Genomic DNA, 16,090 nt, shown 5'->3' on the forward strand with positions numbered 1-16,090 from the left:
GGGTTTGGTTGGGGCGAGACGAGACGGAGCTTTAGCTCTTAATGGTTTTGGTGGTCGTAATGGCTTTGACGACAGCGTCGCCCATCTCACGGGTCGAAACCTTCGTGGTGCCATCACTCCAGATGTCGGCCGTGCGCAAGCCCTGGGCCAGCACCGACTCAACCGCGGCTTCGATACGAGCAGCGGCTTCGGGCTGGTTGAGGGAGAACTTGAGCATCATGGCGGCGGACAGGATTGTAGCCAGAGGATTCGCAATCCCCTTGCCCGCGATGTCCGGCGCACTGCCGTGACTGGGCTCGTAGAGGCCCTTGTTGTTGGCGTCCAACGAGGCGGACGGCAGCATGCCGATGGAGCCAGTCAACATCGCGGCTTCGTCGGACAGGATGTCGCCAAACATGTTGCCGGTCACGACGACGTCGAACTTCTTCGGCGCCTTGACGAGCTGCATCGCGGCGTTGTCAACGTACATGTGGTCCAGCTCCACGTCGGGGTACTGGGCGTGGACTTCGATGACGATGTCCTTCCAGAACTGCGACGTCTCCAGCACGTTGGCCTTCTCGACGCTGGTCAGGCGCTTGTTGCGCTTTTGCGCGGCCTGGAAGGCGACGTGCGCGATGCGCTCGATCTCGGGGCGCGAGTAGCGCATCGTGTCGAAGGCTTCTTCGGCGCCGGGGAAGTGGCCGTCCACGGCCGTGCGGCGGCCGCGCGGCTGGCCGAAGTAGATGTCGCCGGTCAGTTCGCGGATCAGCAGGATGTCGAGACCGGCGACCAGCTCGGGCTTCAGCGACGACGCGTGCGTCAGCTGCTCGTAGCAGATGGCCGGGCGGAAGTTGGCAAAGAGCCCAAGCGCCTTGCGCAGGCCGAGGATCGCCTGCTCAGGGCGCAGCGAACGCTCAAGCTTGTCGTACTTCCAGTCGCCCACAGCGCCGAACAGCACGGCGTCGGCCTCCTGCGCCAGCTTCAGCGTGGCGGGAGGCAGCGGGTGGCCGCTGGTCTCGTAGGCCTTGCCGCCGACGTCGGCCCAGTCGAGCTGCAACGGCAGGTCGAGTGCGTTGAGGACCTTGACGGCCTCGGCCACGATTTCGGGGCCGATGCCGTCACCCGGCAGTACTGCAATCTTCTTCATCTCAAATCACTCGGTTGTTGAGCCAGGGTTTGGCTGCAATGCGCTGCGCCTCGTAGGCGCGGATCTTGTCGGTGTGCTGCAGCGTCAGGCCGATCTCGTCGAGGCCGCCGATCAGGCATTCCTTGCGGAAGGGCTCGATGTCGAAGGCGATCTCGGCGCCGTCAGGCTTCACCACCACTTGGCGCGGCAGGTCGACGATGAGTTGGTAGCCCGGGAAGGCCTTCACCTCGTCGAACAACTGGCTGATGGCCGACTCCGGCACCACGATGGGCAGCAGGCCGTTCTTGAAGCAGTTGTTGAAGAAGATGTCGGCGAAGCTCGGCGCCAGGATGGCGCGGAAACCGTACTGCTGCAGCGCCCACGGCGCGTGTTCGCGGCTGGAGCCGCAACCGAAATTGCTGCGCGCGATCAGCACGCTGGCGCCCGCGTAGCGCGGCTGGTTCAGCACGAAGTCCGGGTTGGGCTTGCGGCTGGCCGGGTCCTGGCCGGGCTCGCCGTGGTCCAGATAGCGCCATTCGTCGAACAGATTGGGGCCGAAACCCGAGCGCTTGATCGACTTCAGGAACTGCTTGGGAATGATCGCGTCGGTGTCGACGTTCTCGCGGTCCATGGGCGCGACGAGGCCCTTGTGGAGGATGAACTTGTCCATGGCGATCAGGCGAGGTTGCGGACGTCGACGAAATGGCCGGTCATTGCGGCCGCGGCAGCCATCGCCGGACTGACGAGGTGGGTGCGGCCACCGGCGCCTTGACGGCCTTCGAAGTTGCGGTTGCTGGTGGACGCGCAGCGCTCGCCCGGCTCCAGCCGGTCGGCATTCATCGCCAGGCACATGGAGCAACCCGGTTCGCGCCATTCAAAGCCCGCGCCCTTGAAGACCTGGTCCAGCCCTTCGGCTTCGGCCTGCGCCTTGACGAGGCCCGAGCCCGGCACGACGAGGGCCAGCTTGATGTTCTTGGCCACGCGGCCACCGACGCGGCGCACGACGGCCGCGGCCTCGCGCATGTCCTCGATGCGGCTGTTCGTGCACGAACCGATGAAGACCTTGTCGACGTGGATGTCGCTGATGGCCTTGTTGGGCTCCAGCGCCATGTAGGTCAGCGCGCGCTCGATGGCACCGCGCTTGACGGCGTCCTTTTCCTTGTCGGGGTCGGGCACGCGGTCGTCCACGGCCAGCACCATCTCGGGCGACGTACCCCAGCTGACCTGCGGGCGGATCTGCGCGGCGTCCAGCTCGACGACCTTGTCGAAGTGCGCACCGGGGTCGGAATGCAACGTGCGCCAGTAGGCGACGGCCTGGTCCCACTCCACGCCCGTCGGCGAGAACGGACGGCCCTTGACGTAGTTGATCGTCGTGTCGTCCACGGCGATGAGGCCGGCGCGGGCGCCGGCTTCGATGGCCATGTTGCAGACCGTCATGCGGCCTTCCATGCTCAACGCACGGATCGCCGAACCGGCGAACTCGATGGTGTAGCCCGTGCCGCCGGCGGTGCCGATCTTGCCGATGATGGCCAGCACGATGTCCTTGGCGCCGACGCCCTTGGCACATTGGCCCTCGACCTTGACGAGCAGGTTCTTTGCCTTCTTGGCCGACAACGTCTGCGTGGCCAGCACATGCTCGACCTCGCTGGTGCCGATGCCATGCGCCAGCGCGCCGAAGGCGCCGTGCGTGGACGTGTGGCTGTCGCCGCAGACGACGGTCATGCCGGGCAGCGTGGCGCCCTGCTCCGGGCCGATGACGTGCACGATGCCCTGACGCTTGTCGCTCATCTTGAACTGCGTGATGCCGAAGCGGTCGCAGTTGGCGTCCAACGTGTCGACCTGCAGGCGCGACACGGGGTCGGCAATGCCGTGCGAGCGGTCGGTCGTCGGGACGTTGTGGTCGCTGACGGCCAGATTGGCGCTCAGGCGCCAGACCTTGCGGCCGGCCAGGTCCAGGCCTTCGAAGGCCTGCGGGCTGGTCACCTCGTGCACGAGGTGGCGGTCGATGTAGAGCAGTGCCGTGCCATCCGGTTCGGAGTGCACGACATGCTCGTCCCAGAGCTTGTCGTAAAGGGTACGGGAGGTCATTGCTTTTCTCGAGGAATAAGGGTGTCCACGAAGCGTTGCACCACGGTGGGCAAGCGCTGTTGGCGCAGCACACCCAGGTAATAGTCGCGCTCGGCCCAAGACTCTTCAAGTCGCAGGCAGCGCACGCCGAAGACGCGCGTGAAGCGCTCGGCGGGATGTTCGGGAAGGACGGCCACGCCCAGGCCGGACTCGACAAGCTGGGCGATGCCGTCGAAGCCGCGCACCTGCAGGCGCGCGTTCAGCGTCTGGCCGCGGGCAGCGGCCTGTTCGCGCATCAGCTCTTGCGCGCTGGCGCCTGCGTGCAGGCCGATGAGGTCATAGCCCAGCAGGTCGTCGAAGCTGACCGCCTCGCGGTGGGCCAGCGGATGCTTCAGCGGCACCAGCGCCGCGAGCCGGCCGCGGGCGAAGGTCCAGGTCTGCACACGGTTGTCCAGCACCGGCGCCGTGAAGATGCCGACGTCCGCACGGCCTTCGGCGACGGCGGCCTGCACTTCGGCGCTGGTCAGGTCTTCCAGGCTGATGCGGATCTGGCCATGCGCCTGGGAGAACTCGACGAGGTAAGGCGGCAGACACTCGGCGATCGCGCTGGTGTTGGACGCGATGCGCAGATGGCCCTTGATGCCGCGCGAGAACTCCATGACCTCGGTTTCAAGGGCGTAGAGCGACGCATGCAGCGAGCGGATGTGGCGCACCAGCGCCCGGCCGGCCTCGGTCGGTTCAACCCCACGCGCACGACGCTCGAACAGTTGCACGCCGAGGCGGCTTTCGAGGTCGGACAGGCGCTTGCTGGCCGCTGCCAGCGCCAGGTGTTCCTGGGCGGCACCGCGCGTGATCGAACGCGTCTGCTCGATCGCCAGCACGAGGTTGAGGGTGGTGAGGTCGTGACGCATGGTTGTTTGTCTCCAGCATAGCCTTCGCGAAGAACGCTATTCTGCGCCAAAAAACGATTCAGATTTCGCCAACGACGAAATTCAACGAGCCCGTAAGTTTGCTTCTTTCAACAACCCGCGCAAGGCGTTGCGGCTGTGGGCGCCGAAGTGGCCCAGCAGTTCGGCGATGCCTGCCTGCAGCGCGTCGCGCTGGCCCTGCATGCTGCGCGCCAGCTCAGGACCGAGCTGGGCCTCGTTCGCCGCGAAATCAAAATTGGGGTCAGTGACGAATTTCGCCGGCGCGCCAACGACGACGGCCGCATCCGTCGCCGGCCCCGCGGCGAAGGCCTCGGCGGCGACAACGTCACGGACATAAGCCAGGCTCCACGGCGGATAGCGCGCGTCGCGGGCGGCGTCGCGCAGCGCCAGCTCCAGCGGGCCATCGCGGCGCTGGCGAGCGTCGTCGATGATCCAGCGCGTCTGGAACTGCTCCAGCACGAAATGCCGGTTGCCCTGCAGCACGACCAGCCCCTGCCGGTCGGCAGGCCAGCCAAGCTGGGCCTTCAGGTTGACCCACATCATGTGGCCCAGCGTCGCGCCCGGCGCGGCGCTGGCGTGGTAGGGCTGGGTCAGGTCTTCGACATGGTGCAGCGCCAGGCCGGCGAAGCGCCAGCCCCAATAGGCGTGGCCGGTCTGCCAGGCCAGCACGGCCAGGCCGCCGTACTGCTGCACGCGCAGTTCGGTGAAGGTGCGGGCGAAGCTGGGCGCCAGCGTGTTGAAGATGGCGCCCTGGTGAAAGAAGCCCATATGGAACGGCGCCTGCGAGCCGATGGCGACGGCCGGGTTGCCGAAGGGCTGGTTGCCGAAGCCGTACGACGGGTTCGCCGGGCTGCCCGGGTTGTCGTCGAACAGGTTGAGGTCATGGCCATAGTCGGGTTCGTCGCAGGCCGTGGCCAGCACCGCCAGCGGGGCGACGGCCTCGCCGGGCTGCAGGGCGACAAAACGCTGTGTGGCGCCCTTGCCGGGTGTCACGGCGGTGACCTGGGCGGCGTCGATGGCCGGCCGCGTCGGCTCGGCCTCGCGCGGATCGACCTGCAGATACAGCGCCAGCCGACTCTGCGGCGACAGGCGGAGCGCGCGCAGGAAGGCGGCGCGGCGGTCGGCGGCGCTGCGTTTGGCGTCGGGCACGAAGCGCAGTGCGTCAGGCCGCGGTGCATGGCCCTTCAGATGCTCGCGGGCCCAGGCCTCCTGCGCGTCCAGCTCACGGGCGAGAGCCGGCTCCTGGTCACGCAGGAAATCGACGAGGGGCTCGGCCTTCACGGGGGCGGCGCCCGCAACCTCTGGCATGCGCTCGAAGGCGCGGTAGCACATGGGACTGTGGTTGCCCCAGGCCTGCGCCAGGGTGGGCAGCAAAGCCAGCAGGAAGACGAGGTGGCGCATGGGGCGGCGTTGAGGGCGAAGGCGCGATTCTGGCCCCGCGGCCGAGCAAAGCCTTGCGACCGAACCCACGAAGCCGCTTGTGGCCGCCCCGCCTTCCGGTGTGCCACGGGCCGGTCAGCCCAGCGCGGCACGCGCAAGTTTTGCTGCGGTGCAGCTTAGGGGGCGGCGCACGCCGCTGCGTCGGCAGTTCGGGAACGTGAGCTTCGCCATGAACGAACCGCCGCTCTGCGCGGTGCCATGGCCCAAGGCCTGTGAGACGATGATCGCCCCCGATGCCACGAGGCCCCATGCAAAGACTCCGCGTCCGGCTCTGCCTGCTTGTCGCCCTCCCGCTGATGGCCGCCAGCGTGGCCCGGGCTGAGCACTTCGTCATCGGCGTGGAAGACGTCGACTACGCGCCGATCATGAGCACCGTCGATGGCGAGTTCCGCGGCTATGCCCGCGACATGCTGGACCTGTTCGCGCGCAGCCATGGCCACAGCTTCGAGTACCGGCCGCTGCCCACGCGGCGGCTGACCGTCGAACACCTCGGCGCCCGGGTCGATGCCGTCTTCCCCGACAACCCGGCCTGGGAGGCCGACGCCAAGCGCGGCCAGCACCTGGCCTATTCAGCGCCGGCCGTACCCTTCCAGGACGCGGTGATGGTGCCGGCAGACAAACGCGACCAGCCGCTGCACGAACTGGGCATCGTGCGCGGGTTCACTCCCAAACGCTTCCTGCCGTTGATAGAGGCCGGCCAGCTGCACGTGACCGAGGCGGGCGACCCGGCGCGGCTGATCCGCATGGCGCTGGCCGGCCGCGTCGACGGCGTGCATGTCGCGCTGCCGGTGGCCCGCTACCAGCTGGCGCAGCTGGGCCAGCCCGCGGCGCTCGTGCCCTCGCCCGCCCTGCCCGCGGCCACCTACGAGCCCCACTACCGCCTCTCAAGCATCAGGCACGCCGAGCTGGTCACCCAGTTCGACCGTTTTCTGCGCGAGGAGCAACCGGCGCTCACCGAACTGCTGCACCACTACGGCCTGGACGAAAGGCTGGCGCCCGCGGTGAGCCCCGTCAGCCCAGCGCGGCGATGACGTCGGGCGGCGCCTGCACCAGCTCGATCAACACGCCCTCGCCGCCGAACGGGAACTGATCGCCGCCCTTGGGGTGGACGAAACAGATGTCATGGCCGGCCGCGCCGCGGCGGATGCCACCGGGCGCAAAGCGCAGTCCCTGCGACTCGAGCCACTGCACGGCCACGGGCAGGTCATCCACCCACAGGCCGATGTGGTTCAACGGCGTGGCGTGCACGGCAGGCTTCTTGTCAGCGTCCAGCGGCTGCATCAGGTCCACCTCCACCGCATGGGCGCCGCTTCCCAGCGTGCAGATGTCCTCGTCGACGTTCTCGCGCTCGCTGACGAAGTTGCCGGTGACGGGCACGCCCAGCAGGTCCACCCACAGGTGGCGCAGCCTGGCCTTGTCGAGACCGCCGATGGCGATCTGCTGCAGGCCCAGGACTTTGAAAGGTCGGGTGTTGCTCATGGTGGTCCTCACAGCTTGAGCCGCCCCCACAGCCAGCCTGTCTTGTAGCCGGCCAGCGTGGCGATCGATTGTTGGTGGATGTAGGGCAGCTTGCCGCCCCAGCCGAAGAAGCGGTCGCGCAGCCACGGGGCGACGACGGCGTGGGACTGGAACATCGGCGTCAGGCCCTTGCTGGCCTGGCCGTAGAAGCGCAGGTGGGCGCGGCGGCGGCGCGTGTAGCGCTCGAACACCTGCGGCCAGTCGCCGTCGCCCAGTTCGGCGGCAAGTTCGTGCGCGTCGATAAGTGCCATGTTGGCGCCCTGCCCCAGCTGCGGGCTCATGCCGTGGGCACAGTCGCCGATGGCCAGCACGCGGCCGTCGTGCCAGCGCTGCATCCAGACGTCGGCATAGCGGGCCTCGCGCAACTGCCCGGCGTCGTCCAGGCCGGCCAGCAGCGGCGCCACGTCGGGGAACAGCGCCGTCATGCGCGCCTTCAGCGGCGCCAGGCCGATGCGCTCGCGCCAGCCTTCGAGCTCCGCAACCGGCAGACTCCAGAACAGGTTGATGCCGCGCTGGTCATCGTCCGCGTGCGCCCGGCCAACAGGCATCAGCCCCAGCATCTGCGACGCCGACCGGAAACGCTGGCGCAGGTCGATCTGCGGGAAGCCCGGCGGCGCGGGCAGCACCGTCCAGACAGCGCCCCACGGAAATGGTCGAGCGCTCTGCCTGACCTTCATGCCCTCGCGCAGCCGCGAGAAGCTGCCGTTGGCGAGGATGAGCGCGGCATGACGGGTTGCCACGCCGCCGGCCCCGCGCAGCGTGACGCCTCGCTCGTCCTGCTCGAAGCCCTCCACCGCCACACCGCAATGCCAGCGGATGCCCAGCTCGCGCACGCGCCGCCACAGCAGGCCCATCAACGCACCGCGCTGCAAGCCCAGGCCGTAGGCGTCCGGGTGGAAGCGCCGGTAGCTCATGTCCAGCACGGTACGGCCGTCGGGCGTGTCACCGAACAGGCGATCCACGCGCGTGCCCAGCGACAAGGCCTCGTCGAGCAGGCCCATCGCTGCCAGCACGCGTTGCCCGGTGGGCTGCAACAGCAAGCCGGCACCAATGGGCCTGGGCTCGGGCACGGCCTCGTAGAGGTCGACGGCAACACCGCGCTCGGCCAGACGGATGGCCACCGCCGCGCCTGCAACGCCAGCGCCAACGATGGCGACTGACGACTCAGGCAAAGCGCAGGATGGGCTGGTCCACCGACAGGCTCTCACCCGGCTTGGCCAGCACCTCAGCCACCGTCACATCCTGCGACGCGCTGAGAATGTTCTCCATCTTCATCGCCTCGATGACCGCCAACCGCTCGCCGGCCTGCACGGTCTGGCCGACCTGCGCGGCCAGGTGCACCAGCAGGCCAGGCATCGGCGACAACAGCAGCTTGGAGGTATCGGGCGGCGCCTTGTAGGGCATCAGCGACTGCAGCTCGGCCGCCCGCGGGCTCAGCACGGTCAGCTCGATGGATCGGCCGCCATGGTGGATGCGATAGGCCAGCGGGTTCTTGGCCGTGCCACGCTCGGCCTGGGCCGTGAACGACAAGCCGTTGACGGTGCCGGCGATGCGCACGTCGTTGAGCCGCGAGCGGGAGACGATGCGGTAGTCCCTGCCGCCAACCTGCACGCGCGCTTCGCCGAGCGCGCCGGCGAACTCGCTGATGTGCAGCGCATGCTGCTCGCTGCGGCCACCGCCGAGGTTCACGACGGCGACGTAGTCATGCTCGATCTGCACTTCGTGGCCCGGCAGCTGGCCGCTGATGCCGGCCTCGCGCTCGCGCGCCTTGCGGCGGATGAAGCCGGCCAGCGCGACGAGGAACAGCGGGTCGTCATGGGGCACGTCCTCGGCCTTGAAGCCGGCGGCGTAGTGCTGGGCGATGAAGCCGGTGTTGAAGTTGCCGGTGCCGAAGTCCGGGTGCGCCAGCAACGCGGCCTGGAAGGGGATGTTGCTGGACACACCGCGGATGACGAAGCCGTTGAGCGCCTCGCGCATCTTGGCGATAGCCTCGGCGCGGTCCTTCCCGTGCACGATGAGCTTGGCGATCATCGAGTCGTAGAACATCGGGATCTCGCCGCCCTCGTAGACGCCGGTGTCCACGCGCACGCCGAAGCGGCTGGGCTCGGCCTGCTGCATCGTCGTCTCGGGCGACTGGTAGCGCACGAGCCGTCCGGTGGACGGCAGGAAGTTGCGGAACGGGTCCTCGGCGTTGATGCGGCACTCGATGGCCCAGCCGTCGCGCCTGATGTCGGCCTGCGTGAACGACAGCGGCTCGCCAGCGGCGACGCGGATCATCTGCTCCACCAGGTCCAGCCCCGTGATGCACTCGGTGACCGGGTGCTCCACCTGCAGCCGCGTGTTCATCTCCAGGAAGTAGAAGTCCTGGTCCTTGCCGACAACGAACTCCACCGTGCCGGCGCTCTGGTACTTGACGGCCTTGGCCAGCGCGACCGCCTGCTCACCCATGGCCTTGCGAGTGGCCTCGCTGATGAAGGGCGACGGCGCCTCCTCGATGACCTTCTGGTGGCGGCGCTGGATCGAGCACTCGCGCTCGTGCAGGTAGACGACGTTGCCCTGCGAGTCGCCCAGCACCTGGATCTCGATGTGCCTCGGCTGCTCGACGAACTTCTCCATGAAGACGCGGTCGTCGCCGAAGCTGTTGCGCGCCTCGTTGCGGCAGGACGTGAAGCCCTCGAAGCATTCCTTGTCGTTGAAGGCCACGCGCAGGCCCTTGCCGCCGCCGCCGGCGCTGGCCTTGATCATGACCGGGTAGCCGATGCGCTTGGCGATCGCTACGGCCTCTTCCGGCGTCAGGATGGGCTCGTTGTGGCCGGGGATGGTGCTGACCTTGGCCTCGTTGGCCAGCTTCTTGGACGCAATCTTGTCGCCCATGGCCGCGATGCTGTAGTGCTTGGGGCCGATGAAGGCGATGCCCTCCTCCTCCACGCGGCGGGCGAAGTCCTCGTTCTCGGACAGGAAGCCGTAGCCCGGATGAATGGCCTGCGCGCCGGTCTGCTTCGCGGCGGCAATGATCTTGTCGGCGACGAGATAGCTCTCGCGCGACGGCGCCGGGCCCAGCAGCACGGCCTCGTCGGCCAAGTCGACATGACGCGCGTCCTTGTCGGCCTCCGAGTAGACGGCGACGGTGGCGATGCCCATCTTGCGGGCCGTTGCAATCACCCGGCAAGCGATCTCGCCACGGTTCGCAATGAGGATCTTGGTGAACATGGAGTACCTCGTTATTTCGTCTTGCCCAGCAGCTTCTTGCGCTGCTCGGTGAAGTGCCACCACGGCTGGGCCGGCCCGCCGTTCATGAAGTCGTGCGCGGCCATGAAGGTGTCCAGCACACAAGGGTCGTGGCGCCGGCCCATGGGGTCGCGCAACGCGTCGTAGGTCTTGTACGGGTCCATGCGTTTCACGTCGGCCGGTGTCGCGATGCCGAGGCCGACAAGGTCGGCTGCCATCGCCTTGCCGATGTTGGGAATGTCGGTGAGCTGGCGCGCCTCGGCGGCGCAAGTGGCCTTGGGCATGGTGCTTACAGCGGAATGTTCCCGTGCTTGCGCCACGGGTTTTCCAGCTTCTTGTCCTTCAGCATCGCAAGCGACCGGCAGATGCGCTTGCGCGTCTCGTGCGGCTGGATGACGTCGTCGATGAAGCCGCGCGCGCCCGCCACGAACGGGTTGGCGAAGCGGGCCTTGTACTCGGCTTCACGCTCGGCCAGCTTGGCAGGGTCCTTCTTGTCCTCGCGGAAGATGATCTCCACCGCACCCTTGGCGCCCATCACCGCGATCTCGGCGTTGGGCCAGGCGAAGTTGACGTCGCCGCGCAGGTGCTTGGAGGCCATCACGTCGTAGGCGCCGCCATAGGCCTTGCGCGTGATGACGGTGATCTTGGGCACCGTGGCCTCGGCGTAGGCGTACAGCAGCTTGGCGCCGTGCTTGATGATGCCGCCGTATTCCTGAGACGTGCCGGGCATGAAGCCGGGCACGTCGACGAAGGTGATGACGGGGATGTGGAAGGCGTCGCAGAAGCGCACGAAGCGTGCGGCCTTGATGCTGCTCTTGATGTCCAGGCAGCCGGCCAGCACCAGCGGCTGGTTGGCGACGATGCCCACCGTCTGGCCCTCCATGCGCGCGAAGCCGGTGACGATGTTCTTCGCGTAGTCGGGCTGCAGCTCGAAGAAGTCGCCGTCGTCGACGACCTTGAGGATCAGCTCCTTGATGTCGTAGGGCTTGTTGGGGTTCTCCGGCACCAGCGTATCGAGCGAATGATCCAGGCGCGAGGCCGGGTCGCCGCTGGGGCGCACGGGCGCCTTCTCTCGGTTGGACAGCGGCAGGTAGTTGAAGAAGCGGCGCAGCATCAAGAGCGCCTCCACGTCGTTCTCGAAAGCCAGGTCGGCCACGCCGCTGCGGCTGCTGTGCGTCGTGGCGCCGCCAAGTTCTTCGGCCGTCACTTCCTCGTGCGTCACCGTCTTCACGACCTCGGGGCCGGTGACGAACATGTAGCTGCTGTCCTTCACCATGAAGATGAAGTCCGTCATCGCCGGCGAGTAGACGGCACCACCGGCGCAGGGGCCCATGATCATGCTGATCTGCGGGATGACGCCGGAGGCCAGCACGTTCTTCTGGAACACGTCGGCATAGCCGCCCAGTGACGCCACACCCTCCTGGATGCGCGCTCCGCCGGAGTCGTTCAGGCCGATGACCGGGGCGCCGACCTTCATCGCCTGGTCCATCACCTTGCAGATCTTCTCGGCGTGCGACTCGCTCAGCGCACCGCCGAAGACCGTGAAGTCCTGGCTGAAGGCGAAGGCCAGGCGGCCGTTGATCATGCCGTAGCCGGTGACGACGCCGTCGCCGGGAATCTTGTTGTCGGCCATGCCGAAGTCCACGCAGCGGTGCTCGACGAACATGTCCCATTCCTCGAAGCTGCCCTCGTCGAACAGCAGTTCCAGCCGCTCGCGGGCGGTGAGCTTGCCCTTGGCATGCTGGGCGGCGATTCGCTTCTCGCCTCCACCGAGCCGCGCGAGCGCGCGCTTGGCTTCGAGTGCTTGCAGGATGTCGTGCATGAGAACTGCCTTCAGTAGGGGAAGTTGATCTCCACGCCGTTGCCGGCGGGGTCTTGCAGGAAGAACTGGTGCTGGCGCGTGATGTCCGAGCGCACCTCGTGGAAGCTCACGCCCAGCGCAGCGAGATGGGCCGCGGTGGCCTTGTGATCCTCGCCGAAGAAAGCGGTGTGGTCGTAGGTCGTCGGCCGCGCCGGGTCGACTGGCCCCCGCACCGGCTCGTGAGCGCGCTGTGTGGACAGGTGGACGATGGGATGGCCGCCGGCATAGAGCCAGTAGCCGTCGCTGTCGAAAGCGGGCCGCGGGCCGACCTCCAGCCCCAGCACGTCGCGGTAGAAGTCGCGCAGCGTCGCCAGCAGCTCAGCCGGCGCACGAAGGTTGATGTGGTTCAGGCCGGTGATCATGCTTGTGCGCTCCTGGACTGGAAGGCGGCCAGCAACTGCCGGGCCGCAGTGGATGCGGGTGTGCGGCCGCCGCGCACGTCGGCGGTCGCCGCCTCGAGCCGCGCCGCCATGCCGGGCTGGGATACGAAGGCCTGGCGCAGGCCGGCCCGGATGCGCTCCCACATCCACGCCAGCGATTGATCACGGCGCTTGGCCTGCCACGCGCCGCTGGCCTTGCGGGCATCGCACTGGGCGGCAATGGCGTCCCACAGCGGCGCGATGCCGTCGGCCTTCAATGCGCTGACCTGCAGCACACGCGGCGCCGTGTGGGCGTGGGTCGGCAGCAGTCGCAGCGCGGAGGTGATCTGCGCCTGCGCGCGCATGGTGGCCGTCGGGTCGAGGTCGGCCTTGTTGATGACGACGAGGTCAGCCAGTTCCATGACGCCCTTCTTGATCGCCTGCAGGTCGTCGCCCGCGTTGGGCAGTTGCAGCAGCAGGTAAAGGTCGGTCATGCCGGCCACGGCCGTCTCGCTCTGGCCGACGCCGACGGTCTCGACGATGACGATGTCGAAGCCCGCCGCCTCGCACAGCAGCAGCGCCTCGCGCGTCTTCTCCGCCACGCCACCCAGCGTGCCGCTGCTGGGGCTGGGGCGGATGAAGGCGCGCGGGTCCATGGAGAGCTTTTCCATGCGTGTCTTGTCGCCCAGGATGGCGCCGCCGGAAACGCTGCTGGACGGGTCCACCGCCAGCACGGCGACGCGGTGGCCGCGCTCCAGCAGCAGCAGGCCCAACGCCTCGATGAAGGTGCTCTTGCCGACACCCGGCACGCCGGAGATGCCCAGCCGCAGCGCGCCGCCGGTGGCGGGCATCAGCGTGGTCAGCAGTGCGTCGGCCTGCTCGCGGTGGTCGGCCCGCGTGGACTCGACCAGCGTGATGGCCTTGGCCAGCGCGCGGCGCTCGCCGGTCTTCAGGCGCTCGGCAAGGTCGCTCACGCGAAGGCCTCCCAGCGGTATTCGATGTCGAAGTCCTGTTCCTCGACCACGCGGAAGCCGTGGCGCCGGTAGAAATCGTTGGCACGGCTGTCGCGCAGCGCGGCCAGCGTGATGGGACGCCCCTGGGCCTTGATCCGGTCCAGCACCCACGCGCCGACACCCTGCCCTTGCGCCGCGGGCTTCACATAAAGATGGTGCAGCCGCAATTCGCCTTCGCGGGGCTCGACGGTGAAGTAGCCGACGCGTTCGCCGTTCACGACGAGATGCTGCATCCACTCGGGGCGGAACTGGCTTTTCAGCCGCGCCCGCGCGACGTCGGGGTTGAAGCGGCCCAGCCGCTCCAGGCTCTCGCGCAACGCCTCGATGCGCAAGGCCAGCATGGCCTCGAAGTCCGCGTCGGCGACGGGCGCCAGCGTGGGCGTCGTCAAGCGGCGACTCCGGCCAGCTGCGCCTTGATGGCCTCCAGCACGCCCTTGGCGCTGGCCGGGATGGGCGTACCCGGGCCGTAGACGCCCTTGACGCCGGCCTCGAACAGGAAGTCGTAGTCCTGCGCCGGGATCACGCCGCCGACGAAGACGATGATGTCGTCCGCGCCCTGCTTCTTCAGCTCGGCAATGATGGCCGGCACCAGCGTCTTGTGGCCAGCCGCCAGCGTGGACACGCCCACGGCGTGCACGTCGTTCTCGATGGCCTGGCGGGCGCACTCCTCGGGCGTCTGGAACAGCGGGCCGATGTCGACGTCGAAGCCCAGGTCGGCGAAGGCGGTCGCGACGACCTTGGCGCCGCGGTCGTGGCCGTCCTGGCCCAGCTTGGCGATCATCACGCGCGGGCGGCGGCCGTGCTCGTCACCGAAGGCCGCAATCTCGCCCTGCAGCTTCGCCCAGCCCTCGGCAGAGTCGTAGGCGGCTGCGTAGACGCCGCTGACCTTGTGCGTGTCGGCGCGGTGGCGGCCGAACACGGCCTCCAGCGCGTCGCTCACCTCGCCCACCGTCGCGCGCAGCCGTACGGCCTGGATGCTCAGGTCCAGCAGGTTGCCTTCGCCGTTCTCGGCCGCCCGCGTCAACGCGCCCAAGGCCGCCTGGACCGCCGCCGTGTCGCGCGTGGCCTTGATCTTCTTCAGCCGCTCGATCTGCGCCTCGCGCACCTTGACGTTGTCCACGTCGAGGATGTCGATGGCGTCTTCCCTGTCCAGCTTGTACTTGTTGACGCCGACGATGACGTCCGCGCCGGAGTCGATGCGGGCCTGCTTCTCGGCCGCGCTGGCCTCGATCTTGAGCTTGGCCCAGCCGGAGTCGACGGCCTTCGTCATGCCGCCCATCGCGTCGACTTCCTCGATCAGCGCCCAGGCCTTGTCGGCCATATCCTGGGTCAGCTTCTCCATCATGTAGCTGCCGGCCCACGGATCGACGACGCTGGTGATGTGGGTCTCTTCCTGGATGATGAGCTGTGTGTTGCGCGCGATGCGGCTGCTGAACTCGGTGGGCAGCGCGATGGCCTCGTCCAGCGAGTTGGTGTGCAGGGACTGCGTGCCGCCGAACACGGCGGCCATGGCTTCAATGGTGGTGCGCACGACGTTGTTGTACGGGTCCTGCGCGGTCAGGCTCCATCCCGAGGTCTGGCAGTGCGTGCGCAGCATCAGGCTCTTGGGCGACGTTGCACCGAAGCCCTTCATGATGCGCGTCCACAGCAGCCGTGCTGCGCGCATCTTGGCGATCTCGAGATAGAAGTTCATCCCGATGGCCCAGAAGAACGACAGCCGCGGCGCGAAGTCATCCACCGCCAGGCCCTTGGCCATCGCCGTCTTCACGTACTCCTTGCCGTCGGCCAGCGTGAAGGCCAGCTCCAGTGCCTGGTTGGCGCCCGCCTCCTGCATGTGATAGCCAGAGATGCTGATCGAGTTGAACTTGGGGCACTTCTGCGCCGTGTACTCGATGATGTCGCCGACGATGCGCATCGACGGGCCCGGCGGGTAGATGTAGGTGTTGCGGACCATGAACTCCTTGAGGATGTCGTTCTGGATGGTCCCGGCCAGCTGGTGCTGCCCCACGCCCTGCTCCTCCGCCGCGACGACGTAGCCGGCCAGCACCGGCAACACCGCGCCGTTCATCGTCATCGAGACTGACACCTTGTCCAGCGGGATGCCGTCGAACAGGATCTTCATGTCCTCCACCGAGTCGATGGCCACGCCGGCCTTGCCGACATCGCCCATTACGCGCGGGTGGTCGCTGTCGTAGCCGCGGTGGGTGGCCAGGTCGAAGGCGACCGACACGCCCTGGCCGCCGGCGGCAAGCGCCTTGCGGTAGAACGCGTTGCTCTCCTCGGCGGTCGAAAAGCCGGCGTACTGGCGGATCGTCCACGGCCGAACGGCATACATCGTGGCCTGCGGGCCGCGCAGGAAAGGCTCGAAGCCGGGCAGCGTGTCCGCGTGCGGCAGGCCGGCGGTGTCGGCGGCCGTGTAGAGCGGCTTGACGGTCAGGCCCTCGGGCGTGATCCAGTTGAGCGCAGCCATGTCGCCACCCGGGGCGGCCTTGGCCGCAGCCGAAGCCCACTGCTCCAGCGTGGCGGTCTTGAACTCCGGGGCGCCTGGGGCGCGGCTCGCGTCCGACATC

General features: G+C 68.0%; 15 protein-coding genes. 1 reads left to right on the plus strand and 14 read right to left on the minus strand.

All coding sequences use genetic code 11. From position 1 onward, the window contains the following. Positions 1-31 precede the first annotated feature (31 nt). The 5 genes from leuB to ACG04R_RS22350 form a co-directional block, all read right to left on the minus strand. Complete coding sequence (leuB, locus tag ACG04R_RS22330; protein WP_394415832.1) at positions 32-1,126, minus strand: 3-isopropylmalate dehydrogenase; 1,095 nt, start codon at positions 1,124-1,126, stop codon at positions 32-34. Between the two features lies 1 nt (position 1,127). Beyond that, positions 1,128-1,775, minus strand: a complete 648-nt coding sequence (leuD, locus tag ACG04R_RS22335; protein WP_394415833.1) for a 3-isopropylmalate dehydratase small subunit — start codon at positions 1,773-1,775, stop codon at positions 1,128-1,130. Between the two features lie 5 nt (positions 1,776-1,780). Beyond that, positions 1,781-3,193, minus strand: a complete 1,413-nt coding sequence (leuC, locus tag ACG04R_RS22340) for a 3-isopropylmalate dehydratase large subunit (RefSeq protein ID WP_394415834.1) — start codon at positions 3,191-3,193, stop codon at positions 1,781-1,783. Beyond that, on the minus strand, positions 3,190-4,083 hold the full coding sequence (locus ACG04R_RS22345) for a LysR family transcriptional regulator (RefSeq protein WP_394415835.1): 894 nt from the start codon (positions 4,081-4,083) through the stop codon (positions 3,190-3,192). Before ACG04R_RS22345 ends, leuC begins: the two co-directional genes overlap by 4 nt. Positions 4,084-4,164: 81 nt before the next feature. Next, on the minus strand, positions 4,165-5,502 hold the full coding sequence (locus ACG04R_RS22350; RefSeq protein ID WP_394415836.1) for a phospholipase C/P1 nuclease family protein: 1,338 nt from the start codon (positions 5,500-5,502) through the stop codon (positions 4,165-4,167). A 287-nt stretch (positions 5,503-5,789) separates the two neighbouring features. Between ACG04R_RS22350 and ACG04R_RS22355 the strand changes: the two genes are divergently transcribed. After that, the gene (locus ACG04R_RS22355; protein WP_394415837.1) at positions 5,790-6,572 is read left to right on the plus strand and encodes a substrate-binding periplasmic protein; all 783 of its coding nucleotides are present in this window, start codon (positions 5,790-5,792) and stop codon (positions 6,570-6,572) included. On the opposite strand, the gene ACG04R_RS22360 is transcribed toward ACG04R_RS22355, so the two are convergent. The 9 genes from ACG04R_RS22360 to scpA are packed head-to-tail and all read right to left on the minus strand — an operon-like array spanning position 6,553 to position 16,089. Then, the gene (locus ACG04R_RS22360; protein ID WP_394415838.1) at positions 6,553-7,020 is read right to left on the minus strand and encodes a VOC family protein; all 468 of its coding nucleotides are present in this window, start codon (positions 7,018-7,020) and stop codon (positions 6,553-6,555) included. The two genes, ACG04R_RS22355 and ACG04R_RS22360, sit on opposite strands and share 20 nt — an antisense overlap. 8 nt (positions 7,021-7,028) lie before the next feature. Continuing rightward, a complete protein-coding gene (locus ACG04R_RS22365) occupies positions 7,029-8,267 on the minus strand; it encodes an FAD-dependent oxidoreductase (protein WP_394415839.1) in 1,239 nt (412 codons plus the stop codon). After that, the gene (locus ACG04R_RS22370) at positions 8,224-10,269 is read right to left on the minus strand and encodes an acetyl-CoA carboxylase biotin carboxylase subunit (protein WP_394415840.1); all 2,046 of its coding nucleotides are present in this window, start codon (positions 10,267-10,269) and stop codon (positions 8,224-8,226) included. The genes ACG04R_RS22365 and ACG04R_RS22370 overlap by 44 nt, the downstream gene beginning before the upstream one ends. A gap of 11 nt (positions 10,270-10,280) precedes the next feature. After that, a complete protein-coding gene (locus tag ACG04R_RS22375; RefSeq protein WP_394415841.1) occupies positions 10,281-10,571 on the minus strand; it encodes a helix-hairpin-helix domain-containing protein in 291 nt (96 codons plus the stop codon). A 5-nt stretch (positions 10,572-10,576) separates the two neighbouring features. Beyond that, positions 10,577-12,109, minus strand: coding sequence for an acyl-CoA carboxylase subunit beta (locus tag ACG04R_RS22380; protein WP_394415842.1), 1,533 nt, complete (start codon positions 12,107-12,109; stop codon positions 10,577-10,579). An 11-nt stretch (positions 12,110-12,120) separates the two neighbouring features. Beyond that, entirely contained in the window at positions 12,121-12,510 is a 390-nt protein-coding gene (locus ACG04R_RS22385; protein ID WP_394415843.1) for a VOC family protein, read from the minus strand. Continuing rightward, positions 12,507-13,481, minus strand: a complete 975-nt coding sequence (meaB, locus tag ACG04R_RS22390) for a methylmalonyl Co-A mutase-associated GTPase MeaB (RefSeq protein WP_394415844.1) — start codon at positions 13,479-13,481, stop codon at positions 12,507-12,509. The genes ACG04R_RS22385 and meaB overlap by 4 nt, the downstream gene beginning before the upstream one ends. Beyond that, positions 13,478-13,909: a GNAT family N-acetyltransferase gene (locus tag ACG04R_RS22395; protein WP_394415845.1), complete on the minus strand. Its 432-nt coding sequence runs from the start codon at positions 13,907-13,909 to the stop codon at positions 13,478-13,480. The genes meaB and ACG04R_RS22395 overlap by 4 nt, the downstream gene beginning before the upstream one ends. Continuing rightward, the gene (gene scpA / locus ACG04R_RS22400) at positions 13,906-16,089 is read right to left on the minus strand and encodes a methylmalonyl-CoA mutase (RefSeq protein WP_394415846.1); all 2,184 of its coding nucleotides are present in this window, start codon (positions 16,087-16,089) and stop codon (positions 13,906-13,908) included. The genes ACG04R_RS22395 and scpA overlap by 4 nt, the downstream gene beginning before the upstream one ends. Position 16,090 lies beyond the last annotated feature (1 nt).

This window comes from Pelomonas candidula, from assembly GCF_043555985.1.
Taxonomy (GTDB): domain Bacteria; phylum Pseudomonadota; class Gammaproteobacteria; order Burkholderiales; family Burkholderiaceae_C; genus Pelomonas; species Pelomonas candidula.